Source organism: Bacillus sp. es.036 (assembly GCF_002563635.1).
Taxonomy (GTDB): Bacteria; Bacillota; Bacilli; order Bacillales; family Guptibacillaceae; genus Guptibacillus.
In genome coordinates, this window is sequence record NZ_PDIZ01000001.1 from 2,909,804 (window position 1) to 2,926,296 (window position 16,493).

The window sequence follows — 16,493 nt, forward strand, 5'->3', positions numbered from 1 at the left end:
AACAGTTTATACTGACTGAGTTTGCTCTAATTTCTTCTTCATCCGGTTTTTATCTCGCTCAAGAATTGGCGCAAGATAGTTTCCTGTGTAAGAACGTTCTTCTTTAACAATTTTTTCAGGTGTTCCTGTTGCAATAACTTCACCGCCACCATCGCCACCTTCAGGACCTAGATCAATGAGATAGTCCGCTGTTTTAATGACATCCAAATTATGCTCAATAATGAGCACGGAGTCACCATTTTCAACGAGACGTTGAAGAACTTCCAATAAACGAGAGATATCATCAACATGCAATCCAGTTGTCGGTTCATCAAGAATATAAAGTGTCTTTCCAGTTGACCGTTTGTAAAGCTGTGAGGCAAGCTTCACACGCTGCGCTTCCCCGCCCGAAACAGTCGTAGCTGGCTGGCCAAGTTTAATATAACTTAAGCCTACATCGAAAAGGGTTTGAAGCTTACGGTTAATCTTTGGAATGTTTTTAAAGAAATCAAGTCCATCTTCTACCGTCATCTCCAGAATATCAGCAATATTCATACCTTTATACTCAATTTCTAGCGTTTCTCGGTTATAGCGTTTCCCATGACATACTTCACAAGGAACGTAGACATCAGGCAAAAAGTGCATTTCAATCTTAATGATTCCATCACCGCGACATGCTTCACAACGACCGCCTTTAACATTAAAGCTAAACCTTCCTTTTTTATACCCTCGTACTTTTGCTTCATTTGTCTGAGCAAAAACATCACGGATATCATCGAAAACACCTGTATACGTTGCTGGATTTGACCGAGGCGTTCGCCCAATAGGAGATTGGTCGATATCAATAACTTTATCGACATGCTCAAGACCATTGATTTTTTTATGCTCTCCAGGCTTATCCTTTGCTTTATGAAGCTTCTGAGCAAGCGCTTTGTACAAGATTTCATTGATAAGCGTACTTTTTCCTGAACCAGAAACGCCTGTTACACAAGTAAATAAACCAATCGGAATTTTTGCTTTCGTATTTTTAAGGTTATTTTCTTTTGCCCCAATGATTTCAATGTACCTGCCATCAGGCTTCCGACGCTCCGTCGGTACAGGAATGAACTTCTTACCAGAGAGATATTCTCCAGTTAAAGATTCTTCATCATCCATAATTTCAGCCGGGGATCCTTCAGATGTAATATAGCCACCATGTGCTCCCGCTCCTGGACCGATATCAATGATATGATCAGCAGCTAGCATTGTATCCTCATCATGCTCCACGACAATAAGCGTATTGCCGAGGTCACGCATATTTTGAAGGGTTGAAATTAACCGATCGTTGTCACGTTGGTGAAGACCAATTGATGGTTCATCTAAAATATACAACACACCCATTAATCGTGAGCCTACTTGAGTAGCGAGTCGAATGCGCTGGGCCTCCCCACCCGATAGCGTACCAGCGGAACGATTGAGCGTTAAATAATCTAAGCCAACGTTAACAAGGAAGCCAAGGCGATCCTGAATTTCGCGTAAAATCATTTTACCAATTGTCGCTTCTTTTGCAGTTAGTTCCAATTGGTCGAAAAATCCTGCTGCATCTTTAATCGCATATTCAGTCGCTTCTCCAATATGCTTTCCGTTAATTAAAACAGAACGAGCTTCCTTCTTTAAACGGTAGCCTTTACATGTGGGACATGGTTTTTGAGCCATATAAGCTTCCATTTGTTCACGAATGTAGTCAGAACTTGTCTCACGATAGCGACGCTCAACGTTTGGAATAACACCCTCAAATGGCACATTATTCTCGCGAACCTGTCCAAAATCATTTTCATATCGGAAATATACTTTTTCTCCATCGCTGCCATAAAGCACTTTATCAAGCTGCGCTCTTGGGATTTTGTTTACCGGAGTATCCATGTCGATACCGAAATGATTGCACACACTTTCAAGTAATTGCGGATAATAGTTTGAACTAACGGGCTCCCACGGAGCAAGTGCATGCTCACGAAGAGACTTATCCCAATCCGGGATAACTAAATCAAGGTCCACCTCAAGCTTCAGACCTAAACCATCACAAGAGGGGCAAGCACCGAAAGGACTATTAAATGAAAACAGTCTCGGTTCTAGCTCTCCAATCGAGAAACCGCAATAGGGACACGAATGGTGCTGATTAAAGAGCAATTCTTCTTGTCCCATTACATCAACGATTACTTGACCACCACCGAGATTAAGAGCCGTTTCCAAGGAATCTGCTAGTCTTGATTGAACGCCATCTTTTACAACAATCCGGTCAATAACAACTTCGATTGAATGCTTCTTGTTTTTTTCTAATGTGATTTCGTCAGCTACTTCCATCATTTCACCGTCGACACGAACGCGAACATAGCCCTGCTTCTTAATATCTTCAAGCACTTTCACATGTTCACCTTTACGTCCTGAGACGACAGGCGATAGGATTTGTAGCTTCGTACGCTCTTCATAAGCAAGGATACGATCGACCATTTGCTCAATGGTTTGTGATGTGATTTCAACGCCGTGACGGGGACAAACTGGTCGACCAATTCTTGCAAATAACAGGCGAAGGTAATCATAGATTTCGGTTACCGTTCCTACTGTTGATCGCGGGTTACGACTTGTGGTTTTCTGATCAATTGAAATCGCTGGTGAAAGCCCTTCAATGGCGTCTACGTCCGGCTTATCCATTTGACCAAGAAACTGCCTTGCATAAGCTGATAAAGATTCAACATAGCGACGCTGTCCCTCTGCATAAATTGTATCGAAAGCAAGGGAGGATTTTCCCGATCCTGATAAACCTGTAACCACCACAAGTTTATCTCTCGGAATCGTCACATCAATGTTTTTTAAATTATGGGCTCTGGCCCCTTTGACGACGATCTCATCGTTTGCCATTTGTTCGTCATCCTTCCGCTTTAAGCTCTAATAATAGGTCACGAAGTTCAGCAGCGCGCTCGAAATTAAGGTCTCGCGCAGCATCCTTCATTTCTTTTTCTACATTTTCAATCACTTTTGCACGTTCTTGCTTGTTCATCTTACCTGGCTTAGGTACTGTATATTCTTCGCCTTCTTCAGCCGTAATAGTGGCTCGGATACCTTCACGAACTTTTTTCTTAATTGTCGTTGGAGTAATACCGTACTTGGTGTTGTATTCTTGTTGAATTTCGCGACGGCGACTTGTTTCATTCATCGCAATTTCCATCGAATTCGTCACTTTATTAGCATATAAAATAACATGTCCGCTGGAATTACGAGCGGCACGGCCAATCGTTTGAATTAAGGAACGTTCCGATCTCAAGAAACCTTCCTTATCCGCATCCAAAATGGCGACAAGTGACACTTCAGGAATATCGAGTCCCTCTCTAAGAAGGTTAATTCCCACTAATACATCAAATACCCCTAAGCGTAAATCACGTATAATCTCAATTCGTTCAAGCGTTTTTATTTCAGAGTGCAGGTAACGAACCTTTACCCCCATTTCAAGTAAATAATCCGTTAAGTCTTCTGACATCTTTTTCGTGAGGGTGGTAACAAGCACACGTTCATTACGGGCCGACCGCTGATTAATTTCATCTAGTAGATCATCAATCTGACCTTCGATTGGACGCATTTCAATCGTAGGATCAAGAAGCCCAGTTGGACGAATAATCTGTTCCACAACTTGCGTCGAATGCTCGCCTTCATATGGACCGGGCGTTGCTGATACATAGACAAACTGATGAGCTTTCTCTTCAAACTCTTCAAATCGAAGGGGGCGGTTATCTTTCGCAGAAGGTAGTCGGAAGCCGTGATCGACCAGCACACCTTTTCTCGCCTGGTCACCGTTATACATGCCTCTTACTTGAGGAAGCGTAACATGAGACTCATCGACCATAATTAAGAAGTCTTCTGGGAAGTAGTCCATCAACGTATATGGCGTTGCTCCCGCTTCACGAAGCGTTAAATGTCTTGAATAGTTTTCAATTCCTGAACAGAATCCCATTTCCGCCATCATTTCAATATCATACCTTGTTCGCTGCTCTAGACGCTGTGCTTCCAGAAGTTTTCCTTCGTCATTTAGAACTTTAAGCCTTTCTTCAAGCTCAGCTTCAATTCGCTGGATAGCGATTTTTAACTTTTCTTCACGGGTTACGAAGTGAGATGCTGGGAAAATCGCTACGTGCTCTCGCTCCCCAAGAATCTCACCCGTTAACGAATTCACTTCCGTAATACGATCAATTTCGTCCCCAAAAAATTCAATGCGAATGCAGTGCTCATCACGCGATGCTGGGAAAATTTCTACAACGTCTCCTCGAACGCGAAATGTCCCGCGTGTAAAATTAATATCATTGCGTGCATATTGAATATCGACCATATCCCGCAGTAACTGATCGCGATCTTTCTCCATTCCTTTTCGAAGGGATAGCACTAAGCTCTTGTATTCTTCTGGATTACCGAGACCATAAATACAAGAAACACTCGCTACGATAATAACATCATTTCGCTCAAATAAACTGGATGTTGCTGAGTGGCGAAGCTTATCAATTTCATCATTAATACTTGCATCTTTTTCAATAAATGTATCGGATTGAGGTATGTAAGCTTCCGGCTGATAGTAATCATAATAGCTGACGAAGTATTCCACTGCATTATGTGGGAAGTACTCTTTAAATTCGCTATATAACTGTCCCGCCAGCGTTTTATTGTGCGCAATAATAAGGGTAGGTTTATTCACCTCTTGAATCACGTTTGACATCGTAAACGTTTTACCAGTTCCGGTTGCACCAAGCAACGTTTGATGACGTTCATTTTGTTGAACACCTTTCACGAGCTTCTTGATTGCTTCTGGCTGGTCACCTTGAGGCTCATAATCCGATACCAACTCAAACTTTTTCTCCACCATCTTCGCCTCCGTTCCTATCTTTCCTGTGATTTATTATAACACAGATGTTAGGCAAAACTTCAATTAAAGCGAACTGACATTCGCGTTTTTTCACTAACTTTCTCTTGAGATGAAACTCCTGTATGCTGTTAAAGGTGGACAGAGTGATTCAGCTTCTGTCTACTGTTTAACTAGCTTTACTAAAAAGGGGTTTTATCATTGTTATTGCTGCTTTTATGGGCTTTACCAACAGGCTTAGCCATTGGAGCGATCTCGGGATTTTTCGGGGTGGGCGGTGGATTTCTTCTTACGCCTATCCTTCTACTTCTTGGGTATTCGCCTTCAACCGCCATCACAATCAGTTTACTTTACAGTATGAGTACATCGATTTCTGGAGCTTTAACCTATATACAAAGTAAGAAATTCATATTAAAAACTACACTATTTCTATCAATTAGTGGCATGATTGGAACTCAGCTCGCTAAGCCACTTGTCCTCTATCTCACTAAAGAAGGACTAGATGATGCGGCTATCTCCCTATTATATATCCTTCTTTTAGGGTATTTTTCAATATCCATGCTGTTCGAAGCTAACAAAAACGCTGAAAATAGAAGTACTACTACCTTTTCCCCTCTTGGACCAATTCTAATCGGCTTACTAGGCGGATTTGTTTCTTCAATTCTTGGCGTTGGAGGTGGCTTCGTGATGGTACCGTTATTAATAAGTGTATTAGGTATACCAGCCCAACTAGCCGTTGGTACATCGCTTACGTCAATCTTCTTCATTGTATCGACAGGTTTTTTCTCTTACATACAAACGGTCTCGATCCCGATTACGCTTGCTACTATTCTTGTGATTGGGGCATTAATTGGGGCGCGATTTGGCGCAAGCGTAACAGCTTCTTTTCCTGAAAAAATGATGAAGAAATTACTTGGCGTACTTTATTTTTTTACAATGATTAGTATTGTATTAAAGCTACTTCACCAAACAATTCCTGGCCTCCTCATTCTTATCGGATACATTATGACGTTAATGGGTCTATTTCTTTACCAGTATTGGACGAAAAAGAAGCGCCTATTCTTTTTTGAATAGACGCTACTTCATTTTTTTCTTATTCTTTTTTTGGGTTTGCATCGAAAAATAAAAACCTACGAGCGAAGACAGTACGGTTAATAAAATAAGGTGAATGGGATGGTCAATACCACCGAATACAGCCCACATAAATAAAATGGTTAATCCAAAGCTAACGTATGTGTTATATGTTACTCGTGTAAACACGACCATAATTATCGATGGAACTAATAAAGCAATTAATATTCCTTGCATATGGATGAGTTCCCCTCTCTCTAAACACTTCTCTCCCCATCTTACAACAAGATAGGGAGAGAAAGCTATGATGAGTAAGGAATTCTCTCTTTTAACTCGATGAGGCTGATTCGCGTTTTAGTCTTTACACCCCAGTAAATTGAGTAGCATCCCACGGTTTTGGCGTTCCGAATTCACGCGCTAATTTTCGACTTTCGCCCTTTCTTCCTCTACGAAGTTCTTTACGTTCAGCAGCTGTTTCATTCAAGAATTTTTCTTCTTCCGTTTCAGGATAAACACCAGGTACTTCAACCGGGTTCCCTTCTTCATCAAGAGCAACAAATGTTAGAAGCGCTGTTGCACAAACATGACGTTCACCGGTGAACATTTTCTCCGCAATAGCTTTCACAAAAACTTCCATTGATGTTTTATGTGTCCACGTTACCATTGATTCAAGACATACGATGTCTCCCTGGTGAATTGGGTGAAGAAAATCAACCGAATCGGTTGAAGCTGTCACACAAGGTCTTCTTGAATGACGAGTTGCTGAAATAAGAGCAACATCATCAATAAACGCCATTAATTGACCTCCAAATAACGTTCCGTGAATATTCGTATGAGTTGGGTTAACGACTGTCGCTTTCGCCGTCCTAGACTCATTCGTTGACTTCATGTGGCTATTTTCTAATTCATTGTTCATTCTAATCACCTTTTCTTTCTTTATAAAGCCGCTCTTTTTTTGAAAAAGATAATTGGAAAAGACCGCTTTATGACTAAATGACTTTGGTATTATATTTAAAGCATTTTTCGCTAATACGACTAATTGGGTATTCTGTAGATTCAGCTAACATCATGAGAATGTTAAAAAGTGATGACTTTGAAATCGTAATCCCATAATGCTTTTCGAGTAAATCCGAGAGGTAAAGAGGTCCCATACCGACTTGAGACCGTTCCAAGATTTTCACGACTTCCTTTGTTGGGGCTTCTGTTACTACCGAAGTGCTGCCGTTCATTTGACTCATAATCGTTTCACGCTCTATTTCAAACTTTTGAAGCAACTTCATTTCTCTCGCATTGAGATCCATCAATTGTTGCTGTAGCTGAGTTTCTCCAGTCATTGTGACATGCTCCTTTACGTTAAGAATGATCAAATTGTAGCAAGTGATTTCTGAACAAACAAGACTGTCGAAATCGGTGTAAACGCAACCATGCAGGTGTTCAGTCGATTCTGACTCTTCCATATATTTCTTGAATAGACCCTATAACAAAATGGCATAGTTAATCAGACTTTTTTTCAAAAAGGAGGTTTAGCTTACGTTTTGCAGAAAAAAAAAGAAGAAGGCAGATGCCTTCTTCTTTTTCAATCAATGTTATTGAGCTTCTTCCTGATCCTCAAAGCGATTTTCTTTTACGAACAATAAACCAAGTTCATGATGCGTATTGTTATAAAGTGCTTTTTGTTCGAACCTTATCTCTCCATTAATGTCGAGAACCTCTAATTTACAAAAAGCGGCATTCCGTTGAAGTGCTGTATAAAAGTCGACGCCTTTCCCTAATGAAAGACCATTTACTTTTGAAATCACTTCACCAACCTGTAAACTCATTTGATCGGCTGGAGACCCAGGAAGGATTCCTAAAATGACTAATCCTTCATTTCGCTCATTAAAATAGGCGGGCTTGTTTTTACCACGATGAAGAAGTAATATGCCAGCTCGTCCTACCATGACTAAGCCAATCGCAGTTAAAGCGACCCACTCGTTGTCCAGAAAATAACTGATCATACCAAGGATCACCGTTCCAGCGCCAAGAAGAGCAACTTGTCTACCGTTAGTTTTCATTTCAGGAAGCGGTAGCGCATGGTGAATAAGTTTTCGAAAACCAATTGGGAACGGAAGGAGAAGAAAGGCATAGGTCTCGTTACCGAAATCCAGAAGCGGCCACCAAGAAAGAGATTCAACATTACCTACCGGAAGAAAAAGAAACAATGGTAAAAGCCATAATCTCTGCATTTCATGTGATCCTACAATCTTACCACGCTTACTTTCAACAAGTCTTGGAGATGTCTGCTTCCCGGCGTTCGTAGCAATTAAGTACCCTTCGATAAAGACTAGAAGCCCAACTAAAAGGGCGAGCGCTACAAGAGAAACAGACCCAATCCCTTCTTGCATCCTATTCAGGGTGCTGTTACCAAGATCACGTGGCGTATAAAACAACGCCGCAAAAACCGGAAGAATCATAACAAAAGCTGGAGACAAAAACCGAATTTGTCCTGTTATTAAAAGTAACAATGCAGCGATGCTCATGGCGATCGTCGTACTGAAAGGAACTGTTAGACCTAAGAAAAGATTAAGGATGAAAAATGCAGCTCCAATGATTAAACAAGGTACAACAGCAAACACGACGTCATCCAGCACATCGTGCACTCTCGTATGAAAATCTCTGCGGTCACGTTTCACTCGTGACCTCCCAAGAAAAAATGCTCCGATGATTGTGATATACGTGAGGGGATGTAGAAAAAAGCTTATTATCCCTTTAAGTATAGATAGGCCAAAAGTGTCCATTTAGTAATCCTCCATGCGTAAGTTCCTATTTATCTAGAAGTCATAAATCAATATGCAGAGCAAAGCGACTGCAAACCGAGAAATTCGAAAAAAATTCCGCAGGTTTTCCTGCGGAATAGCTTCGACATCAACCGTTCAATTCCTTCTTACGATTATTTCGTAAGAAGCTCAACTGCTGTTTCGAGCTGCACATCGTTATCAGGATTGCGAATGGAATCAATAATATTCTCCTGAAGTTTTTGAGCCGTCTTTTCGTCTATTTTACCCGATACATTTATATCGTTCGAACGTTGAAAAGCTTTTACAGCTGTAACTGTTTTATCACTGAAGTATCCATCTGTTCGACCTGGTTCAAACCCAAGTCCTTTTAACATCACTTGAGCAGATTCCACTTGTTCATTGTTCTGATCAAACGATAGTGTTTTTTCAGAAGATAATGGATTAACATAGAAGTAATCAGGCTGTTTCGCCTCAACTGTAGGCTCAATTCCTTCTTTATGAATCCAATTACCATCAGGCGTTAACCATTTAAACATCGTTAATTTAATGTTGCTACCATCTCCAAGGTCGACCGTCGATTGAACCGTTCCTTTACCAAATGAAGACTCACCGACCAAATCATAGCCACCCGCTTCTTTCAGCGCACCAGCAAGTATTTCAGCAGCTGAAGCACTACCACGATCAATAAGTCCTACGATTGGATAGTCTTTTTTCTCTTCAAGAGAAGAAACAGATCCCTGCTTCTCACCCTCTCGATCTTCTATTTGAACATATGGTTTATCATTCGGAATAAGCTCCTCAGCCATATCCGAAACGACATTCAAAAGACCACCCGGATTATTTCGAACATCCAGGACAAGACCGTCGATTCCCTGATCTTCGAGCTTTTCTAATTCTTTAGAGAAACTTTTAGCAGTATCTTCTGAAAAGGACGTTACTTGTAACACACCGATTGTCTTACCATTTTCTTTGATGGTGTCCGCATGGACTGTTTCGATTGGAATTTCGTCACGAGTCACTTCCACCGTCATCACTTCTGAAGCCCCAGGACGTAGAACACCAAGTGTAACGACCGTTCCTTTTTCACCACGTATTTTTAAAACAGCATCATATAAATCCAGTCCTTCAGTGCTTTCGCCATCAATTGTCATAATTTTATCGTTTGGACGAAGACCTGCTTTTTCTGCTGGAGAGTCCTTATAAGGGGATACAATGGTGACTCTTCCATCCGTCATATTCACTTCTGCTCCAATTCCTTCAAAAGAGGAACCAAGCGATTGACTAAATTGCTCAGCTGTCTTTGGATCCATATAAACAGAATAAGGATCTTCTAGCGTATCCACCATTCCTTTAATGGCCCCATCTAACAGATCTTTCTGATCAATATCGCTCACATAGCGATCTTTAATCAACTCATAAGCTTTATTAATTTTCTTTAGCTCTTCTGACTCTATTTCATTTCCTGATCCAAGCGTTAAAGATTTGGCGCTTCCTTCAGGCTCGTCCTGAAATAGCGTAAAGGCTGCATATGTACCACCTGAACCGATAACCAGGGCGATCAAGACAAGTAAAGCCACAACTTTCCCCTGTATATTCATTGTACTCACCTCTTCTGATTTGAAGGAAAAGGCACCCCATCATAACGATGCGATGCCTTTTCATCTTATTGTACTATATGATTCAGTTGTTTTCATTATGTTTCCATCTCAGAATGTGAGGGGGAAAGAAAAATGGATAAAACAAGATAATCAGTTTAGCGAATGTAGTTCATTGGGTCAACGGCATTTGACTTACTAGAATTCCATGAACCTTTGTGAATTTCAAAGTGTAAATGTTGTCCAGTAGAATGTCCGGAGTTACCCATTGTACCAAGATATGTTCCCTGACTTACAGATTGACCAGTCGATACGGCACGATTTTGCATATGAGCGTAAACAGTCGTGTACATTTGTCCGTTAATGCTATGTGTAATGAACACTACATTACCGTATGAATCTGAGTGATAAGATCTCAAGACAGTTCCATCTGCCGCAGCTGAGACTGGATTTTGACCACCTTGTGCAATATCAATTCCTGCATGATAAGTGCCCCAACGTTGTCCTAGTCCAGATGTAATTGGACCTGCAGCAGGCTTAATGAATGATGCGTTACTTGATGGTGCTGGTGCCGGTTCTGGTGCTGGTGTTGGCGCCGGTGCAGAGTTAGAACTGCTTGAGTTACTTGAACTGCTGGAATTACTTGAGCTTGAAGCAGCTTCTTTTTTAGCTTTTGCAGCGGCCGCTGCTTCTGCTTCAGCCTTTTCTTTTGCCGCTTTAGCAGCTGCTTTACGTTCTTCTTCAGCTTTACGAGCTGCTTCTTCAGCACGTTTGATTTCTTGTTTCACAGCTGTTTCTTGGGCAGAAAGAATTTCAGCCGTTTCATTTAAGTCCATCATGTGGTTATGAAGTTCGCCTTCTTCTTCTTCAAGCGACTTCATAAGCTTATCTTTTTGTGCTTTTTTAGAATCAAGCTCTGCTTTAAGATCCTCAAGCTCTGCTTTATTTTCTTCAAGAGAAGCTAACTTATCTTCCACTTGAGCTTTCTTTTCTTCAACGGCTTCCTTGTCTGCTTTATGCTCTTCAAGAATTTTCTTATCTTGATCTGCAATCGTATTTAGAGCAAGAACGCGCTCTACTAAATCACTGAAATCTGTTGCTCCAAGAAGCACTTCCATATAGTCAACCGTTCCGCCACCGTTTTGTTGCATGGAACGAACGCGGTCTTTCAGAAGTTTATCACGTTCAGCAATACGTTCTTCCAATGCTTTAATTTCCTCTTTTAATTGATCAATTTCAGTATTTGTATCTTTAATCTCTTGCTCTTTCGCTGAGATTTTCTCGTCAGTTTCAGCGACTTCTTTGTTAAGCTTCTCAATTTCCGCTTGAACGTCTTCTTGCTCTGCTTTTACATCAGCAAGTTCAGATTCCTTTTTCTGCAACTCTTTTTCATTTGACGACTGCTTTTCTTTAACATTATTAAGTTGATCATCGAGATTTTCCGCACTAGCTGTTTGTGGAAGTGCAGCAGTTGATAGTCCACTTAATCCTAGCGTTATTGTTAGAGCTGTTGCCATTATTTTATGCTTCAATCTTTGTTCCTCCCCCAAAATAGATCAATCTATTTATCTGTTACTCTTTTCATTTAAACTTTTAAGAATTTACGCATTGACGTAAGACTTCCCCACACGCCGATTATGACACCTAGGACAATTAACAACCCAGATAGCTGATATACAAACGGTGTTACCGGTAGTAAATCGATAAATAAAGTCGGAAAACGATTCGCTATTAACTCAATTAAATAGTAATACCCATAGATTAAAATGCCTATTGGGATAATTGAACCGAAGATCCCGATTAAAATACCTTCTACCAGAAACGGCCAGCGTATGAACCAATTGGTAGCCCCTACTAGTTTCATAATTTCAATTTCATGACTTCTGGCAACAATTGTTAGTTTAATTGTGTTAGAAATGAGGAACATGGCTGTAAATAGTAATCCAACGACAAGCGCTAGTCCAACATTTCGTGCAATTTCAAGTACTTTAAATAGTCGAGTAACCGTGTCTTCAGCAAATTCAACGTCTTGTACATTATCTAGCTGTTGAATTTGTTCTGCCACATCATTGACGTCTTGAGGATCTGTGGTTTTGACTAAGAATGCATCGCTTAGAGGATTTTCATCTTTTAGCGATTCAAATACTTCCCCATTATCTCCGAGGTTGTCAATTAAATTATCCAATCCTTCTTCTTTGGATTGAAAGGTTACCGATTCAACTCCCGAAATGTTTTCGATCCTCGTCTTTAGTTCATCCTGCTGGTCTTGCTTCGCAGTTAAATCAATGAACGCACTGATTTCGACATCGCTTTCGAGTTGATCTCCAAATGCATTTAAATTTAGAAGCAGCGCGAGACATACCCCAACGAGAAGGAGCGTAACGGTCACTGCAGAAATAGAAGCGAAAGTCATCCAGCCATTTCGTCCAAGGTTCTTAAAACCTTCTTTTCCGTGTCGACCAAACGTTTTAATTTTCATACCCGTATTCACCTCTTGCTTCATCACGGGTTACTAAACCACCATCAATTGCAATAACACGTTTTCTGAATGTATTCACAATATCTTTATTATGGGTTGCCATAATAACAGTTGTACCGCGATTGTTGATTTGATCAAGTATATCCATAATGCCCCATGCTGTTTCTGGATCCAGATTCCCCGTTGGTTCATCTGTAAGCAGAATGTGAGGGTTATTGACGATCGCTCTTGCTATTGAAACCCTCTGCTGTTCTCCTCCAGAAAGTTCGTCCGGAAGGAATCTTGCTTTGTTTTTCAAATTAACGAGACTCAACGTTTCCATGACTCTCTTGCGCGTATTTGCTTTGCTTTCTTCGATGACTTCAAGAGCAAAAGCGACGTTCTCATAAACCGTTAGCCTTGGTAAAAGCTTGAAATCCTGAAAAACAACGCCGATTTCGCGGCGTAGCTTAGGCACATGCTTATTCTTTAATTTGCCAACGTCTTTTCCATTAATAACGATTGTTCCACTTGTAGCCTTTTCTTCCCGGTACATCATTCTCATAAAGGTTGATTTACCAGCACCACTTGGCCCAACTATGTAAACAAACTCGCCTTTATCAATCTTAATATCAATTCCGTTAATCGCTTTAATGCCATTGTTATACGTTTTCCAAACATCTTTCATTTCGATCAAATTGTACCACTTCCTACTTGCTTAAATTCTCGATGCAAATTCTTAGGAGTAAGGTTCTTATTGATAGTTCGTTTTTTGAATTAGTTCCTTTACATCTGAAGATATTATAACAAACAAATTCGCTATTTTAAGACAAATTTTTATTACATTTTTGTTTCAAGAACGCTCAATATGACATCTTCTGCAATAATGCATTAATAATCAATAGAATCTCACACAATTTTGCTCCGTATTTCGGGTGATTATAGATGGATGGTTGTATGTAAAAAAAAGGTTATTATTTGGCATTATAGCGTATTAAAAAAGCACTCTATTCGAGTGCTTTTTACCATTATTTCATATCCGCTAGCCAAGAAGCTAAATTTTCTTCTTGTTCTGTATCTCCTCTTAGAATGTTTCCTGGCATTTGGCCTTTCCCATTCTGTATCACGGCTAGGATTTCATCTTTTGATAACCGAGAGCCTATGTCTGAAAGCTTTGGCCCTACTTTCCCTTGAAGGTTTTCACCATGACAACTCAAGCAATTCGTTTGATAGGTAGCTTCTGCAGCTGTTGCATCATATTCCCCTGACGACTCTTCTGCATTTTCATTTTCTGAGGTGTTGTTTGAAGAACTGTCATTACTGCTTTCATTTTCACTGTTTCCTCCACCACACGCTGCAAGGCTAAAAAGTAAGACAACTGCAAATAAAATCCCGATCCATTTCTTCATAATTCCACCCTTTTCCATTCGTTTTCTACACTATTACCGGGTTATTCTCTTTTAAAACCTTCTCCTAACACTTCCGTTGCATTCGAAACAATCACAAACGCTGAAGGATCAACACCTTTTACTAGCTCTTTTAGTTTTGTAACTTCATTTTGCGCTACAACCACCATAAGAATTGGTCGTTTATCGTTTGTGTAACCACCCTGACCAGATATTCTCGTTACTCCTCGATCAATGACAGTAATGATTCCTTCTCGCAACTCTTCTTCTTTATCTGAAATAATGAGGGCCATTTTTGAGTAACCAAGGCCCAGCTGAACAACATCAATCGTTTTACCTGTTAAGTACATCGCAATCAGGGCATAAAGAGCTTCTTCAAGGCTAAAGACAAATGCTGATGCTACAACGATCAGTCCATCAATCATAAAGACACACGTACCAAGTGAAACTCCCGTATACTTATTCACGATCTGAGCGGCAAGATCTGTCCCACCTGTTGAAGCTTTTCCTCTAAACACAATTCCTAAACCAACACCAACACCTAAACCACCGAACAGAGCACCTAATAAGGGATCGGTTGTCGCTGGTTCAACATTTTCAGTTAACTTCACGATAAAAGGAAGAAAGAGTGTTCCCACCAATGTTTTTGGACCATATTTTTTACCAAGAAAAATCAAGCCGCTAATAAACAAAGGGATGTTAAATGCCCACTGGACATAAGCTGGTTTCCAATCAAAAACTCCTTTTGTAATTGTACTGATTCCACTCACTCCACCAGAAGCAATACTGTTAGGAAGAAGGAAAAGATTAAAGGCGATCGCTACGATCGCGGATCCAACCATAACGCTTACATATTCCAGTATCTTATGATAAGGTGAAACTTTTCTCGCTGTAAACTTCGCTAACGTTGCTATCATAACTCTACTCACTCACTTACTTCTATGATTTTCGTCACTGCTTATCCATAAGCCAAAGCCTTTCGTAGTATATCACCGGGTTTATAGGGTGTAAACCGCATTGTAGCAGCGCGTTATCAGGTTGAAGTGCTCTTCTATTCTCTCTTACTTTGCCCCATTTCCTTCAAATCATCATTGCAAGTACTCCCTGTTAAAATAGGAAAAAGCCCTTCTTTCGGCAGAAGGGCTTTTCCTTAATTTTGATCATTTAAACGAGATCGCAAGAACGCATCAATAAACGGATCAAGATCCCCATCCATGACAGATTGAGTGTTTCCGACTTCCATATTTGTACGATGGTCTTTCACCATACTATAGGGGTGGAAAACATATGAACGAATTTGACTACCCCAACCAATTTCTTTTTGCTCGCCTCGAATTTCGTCAAGCTCCGCTTCTTGTTCTTCAATTTTTAATTGATATAGCTTTGCTTTCAACATTTTCATCGCTTGTTCGCGGTTTTTTATTTGTGAGCGTTCTCCCTGACAACTCACAACAACATTTGTTGGAAGATGCGTAATTCGAACCGCGGAGTCTGTCGTATTAATGTGCTGTCCACCAGCTCCACTTGCACGATACGTATCGACTTTTAAATCTTCTGTACGAATATCAATTTCAATTTCATCGTTAAACTCAGGCATCACTTCACATGAAACAAATGACGTGTGACGTCGACCACTTGAGTCAAACGGTGAAATACGAACAAGGCGATGAACGCCTTTTTCAGCTTTTAAATAGCCGTAAGCATTATGGCCTTTAAAGTTTAGCGTGACGCTTTTCACACCCGCTTCATCGCCCGGAAGATAATCAAGTGTCTCCACTTTAAACCCTTTTTTCTCACCATAACGTGTGTACATCCGAAGGAGCATTGATGCCCAGTCCTGAGATTCTGTTCCACCAGCGCCCGGGTGAAGTTCAAGAATAGCATTATTTTTATCATGCTCTTCACTCAAGAGAAGCGTTAATTCAAATTGATTCACGGCTTTTTTTAGATCTTTAATTTCTACTTCAAGATCTTCAAAAAGCTCCTGATCGTTCTCTTCCTTCACTAATTCATAAGAAACTTCAAGGTTCTCATAATTTTCTTGAAGAGAATCGAATTCATTCACTGCTTCTTTTAACGTATTGGATTCGTTGATCACTTTTTGAGCAGCATTCTGGTCATTCCAGAAGTCTGGATCTGTCATCTGAATATCTAGTTCATCAATGCGGGCTCTCTTATTTTCGAGGTCAAAGAGACCCCCTAAAATCATTTAGTCGTGTTTCGATTGTATTTAGTTCGCTTCTAATTTCATGCATTTCCATCGTTTGCACCTCAAGTTTTTCGTTATTTTACATAGAATAGGCAGGTGTTCAGCTTTGAACACCTGCC

At 40.4% G+C, this 16,493-nt stretch carries 14 protein-coding genes; 1 reads left to right on the top strand and 13 read right to left on the bottom strand.

Annotated elements, in window-relative coordinates; all coding sequences use genetic code 11:
- Positions 1-6 precede the first annotated feature (6 nt).
- Both uvrA and uvrB read right to left on the bottom strand, forming a co-directional pair.
- A complete protein-coding gene (gene uvrA / locus ATG70_RS14870; protein WP_098445052.1) occupies positions 7-2,874 on the bottom strand; it encodes an excinuclease ABC subunit UvrA in 2,868 nt (955 codons plus the stop codon).
- A gap of 7 nt (positions 2,875-2,881) precedes the next feature.
- On the bottom strand, positions 2,882-4,858 hold the full coding sequence (uvrB, locus tag ATG70_RS14875; RefSeq protein ID WP_098445840.1) for an excinuclease ABC subunit UvrB: 1,977 nt from the start codon (positions 4,856-4,858) through the stop codon (positions 2,882-2,884).
- A 201-nt stretch (positions 4,859-5,059) separates the two neighbouring features.
- On the opposite strand from uvrB, the gene ATG70_RS14880 reads away from it, so the two are divergent.
- Positions 5,060-5,932 (top strand): sulfite exporter TauE/SafE family protein, encoded by an 873-nt coding sequence (locus tag ATG70_RS14880; RefSeq protein WP_098445053.1) that lies wholly within the window; start codon positions 5,060-5,062, stop codon positions 5,930-5,932.
- Between the two features lie 3 nt (positions 5,933-5,935).
- On the opposite strand, the gene ATG70_RS14885 is transcribed toward ATG70_RS14880, so the two are convergent.
- The 11 genes from ATG70_RS14885 to prfB all read right to left on the bottom strand — a co-directional run bounded on the left by ATG70_RS14885 (position 5,936) and on the right by prfB (position 16,426).
- Complete coding sequence (locus ATG70_RS14885) at positions 5,936-6,166, bottom strand: DUF2198 family protein (protein ID WP_098445054.1); 231 nt, start codon at positions 6,164-6,166, stop codon at positions 5,936-5,938.
- Positions 6,167-6,290: 124 nt separating this feature from the next.
- Positions 6,291-6,845, bottom strand: coding sequence for an acyl-CoA thioesterase (locus ATG70_RS14890; protein ID WP_224882113.1), 555 nt, complete (start codon positions 6,843-6,845; stop codon positions 6,291-6,293).
- Between the two features lie 73 nt (positions 6,846-6,918).
- Positions 6,919-7,263, bottom strand: a complete 345-nt coding sequence (locus tag ATG70_RS14895; protein ID WP_098445055.1) for a hypothetical protein — start codon at positions 7,261-7,263, stop codon at positions 6,919-6,921.
- Positions 7,264-7,515: 252 nt separating this feature from the next.
- The gene (locus ATG70_RS14900; RefSeq protein ID WP_098445056.1) at positions 7,516-8,601 is read right to left on the bottom strand and encodes a PDZ domain-containing protein; all 1,086 of its coding nucleotides are present in this window, start codon (positions 8,599-8,601) and stop codon (positions 7,516-7,518) included.
- Between the two features lie 257 nt (positions 8,602-8,858).
- Entirely contained in the window at positions 8,859-10,298 is a 1,440-nt protein-coding gene (locus ATG70_RS14905; protein ID WP_179886338.1) for a S41 family peptidase, read from the bottom strand.
- 161 nt (positions 10,299-10,459) lie between these two features.
- Positions 10,460-11,833 (bottom strand): murein hydrolase activator EnvC family protein, encoded by a 1,374-nt coding sequence (locus ATG70_RS14910; protein ID WP_257147713.1) that lies wholly within the window; start codon positions 11,831-11,833, stop codon positions 10,460-10,462.
- Positions 11,834-11,886: 53 nt separating this feature from the next.
- Entirely contained in the window at positions 11,887-12,780 is an 894-nt protein-coding gene (ftsX, locus tag ATG70_RS14915) for a permease-like cell division protein FtsX (RefSeq protein ID WP_098445058.1), read from the bottom strand.
- Positions 12,770-13,456 (bottom strand): cell division ATP-binding protein FtsE, encoded by a 687-nt coding sequence (ftsE, locus tag ATG70_RS14920; protein WP_098445059.1) that lies wholly within the window; start codon positions 13,454-13,456, stop codon positions 12,770-12,772. The genes ftsX and ftsE overlap by 11 nt, the downstream gene beginning before the upstream one ends.
- Before the next feature lie 331 nt (positions 13,457-13,787).
- Positions 13,788-14,168, bottom strand: coding sequence for a c-type cytochrome (locus tag ATG70_RS14925; RefSeq protein ID WP_179886289.1), 381 nt, complete (start codon positions 14,166-14,168; stop codon positions 13,788-13,790).
- Between the two features lie 41 nt (positions 14,169-14,209).
- Positions 14,210-15,007: a YitT family protein gene (locus ATG70_RS14930; protein WP_373560786.1), complete on the bottom strand. Its 798-nt coding sequence runs from the start codon at positions 15,005-15,007 to the stop codon at positions 14,210-14,212.
- 308 nt (positions 15,008-15,315) lie between these two features.
- Positions 15,316-16,426 (bottom strand): peptide chain release factor 2 gene (gene prfB, locus ATG70_RS14935; protein WP_098445061.1). Its coding sequence is split into 2 segments (ribosomal slippage): positions 15,316-16,353 and positions 16,355-16,426, totalling 1,110 coding nucleotides; the frame shifts between segments, so codons are not numbered across the junction.
- Positions 16,427-16,493 lie beyond the last annotated feature (67 nt).

Coding starts and splice junctions, on each gene's coding strand:
- ATG70_RS14885 (WP_098445054.1), bottom strand. CDS start 6,166: ATGCAAGGAATATTAATTGCTTTATTAGTTCCATCGATAATTATGGTC.
- ATG70_RS14895 (WP_098445055.1), bottom strand. CDS start 7,263: ATGACTGGAGAAACTCAGCTACAGCAACAATTGATGGATCTCAATGCG.
- ftsX (WP_098445058.1), bottom strand. CDS start 12,780: ATGAAAATTAAAACGTTTGGTCGACACGGAAAAGAAGGTTTTAAGAAC.
- ATG70_RS14930 (WP_373560786.1), bottom strand. CDS start 15,007: ATGGTTGGATCCGCGATCGTAGCGATCGCCTTTAATCTTTTCCTTCTT.
- ATG70_RS14890 (WP_224882113.1), bottom strand. CDS start 6,845: ATGAACAATGAATTAGAAAATAGCCACATGAAGTCAACGAATGAGTCT.
- uvrA (WP_098445052.1), bottom strand. CDS start 2,874: ATGGCAAACGATGAGATCGTCGTCAAAGGGGCCAGAGCCCATAATTTA.
- ATG70_RS14925 (WP_179886289.1), bottom strand. CDS start 14,168: ATGAAGAAATGGATCGGGATTTTATTTGCAGTTGTCTTACTTTTTAGC.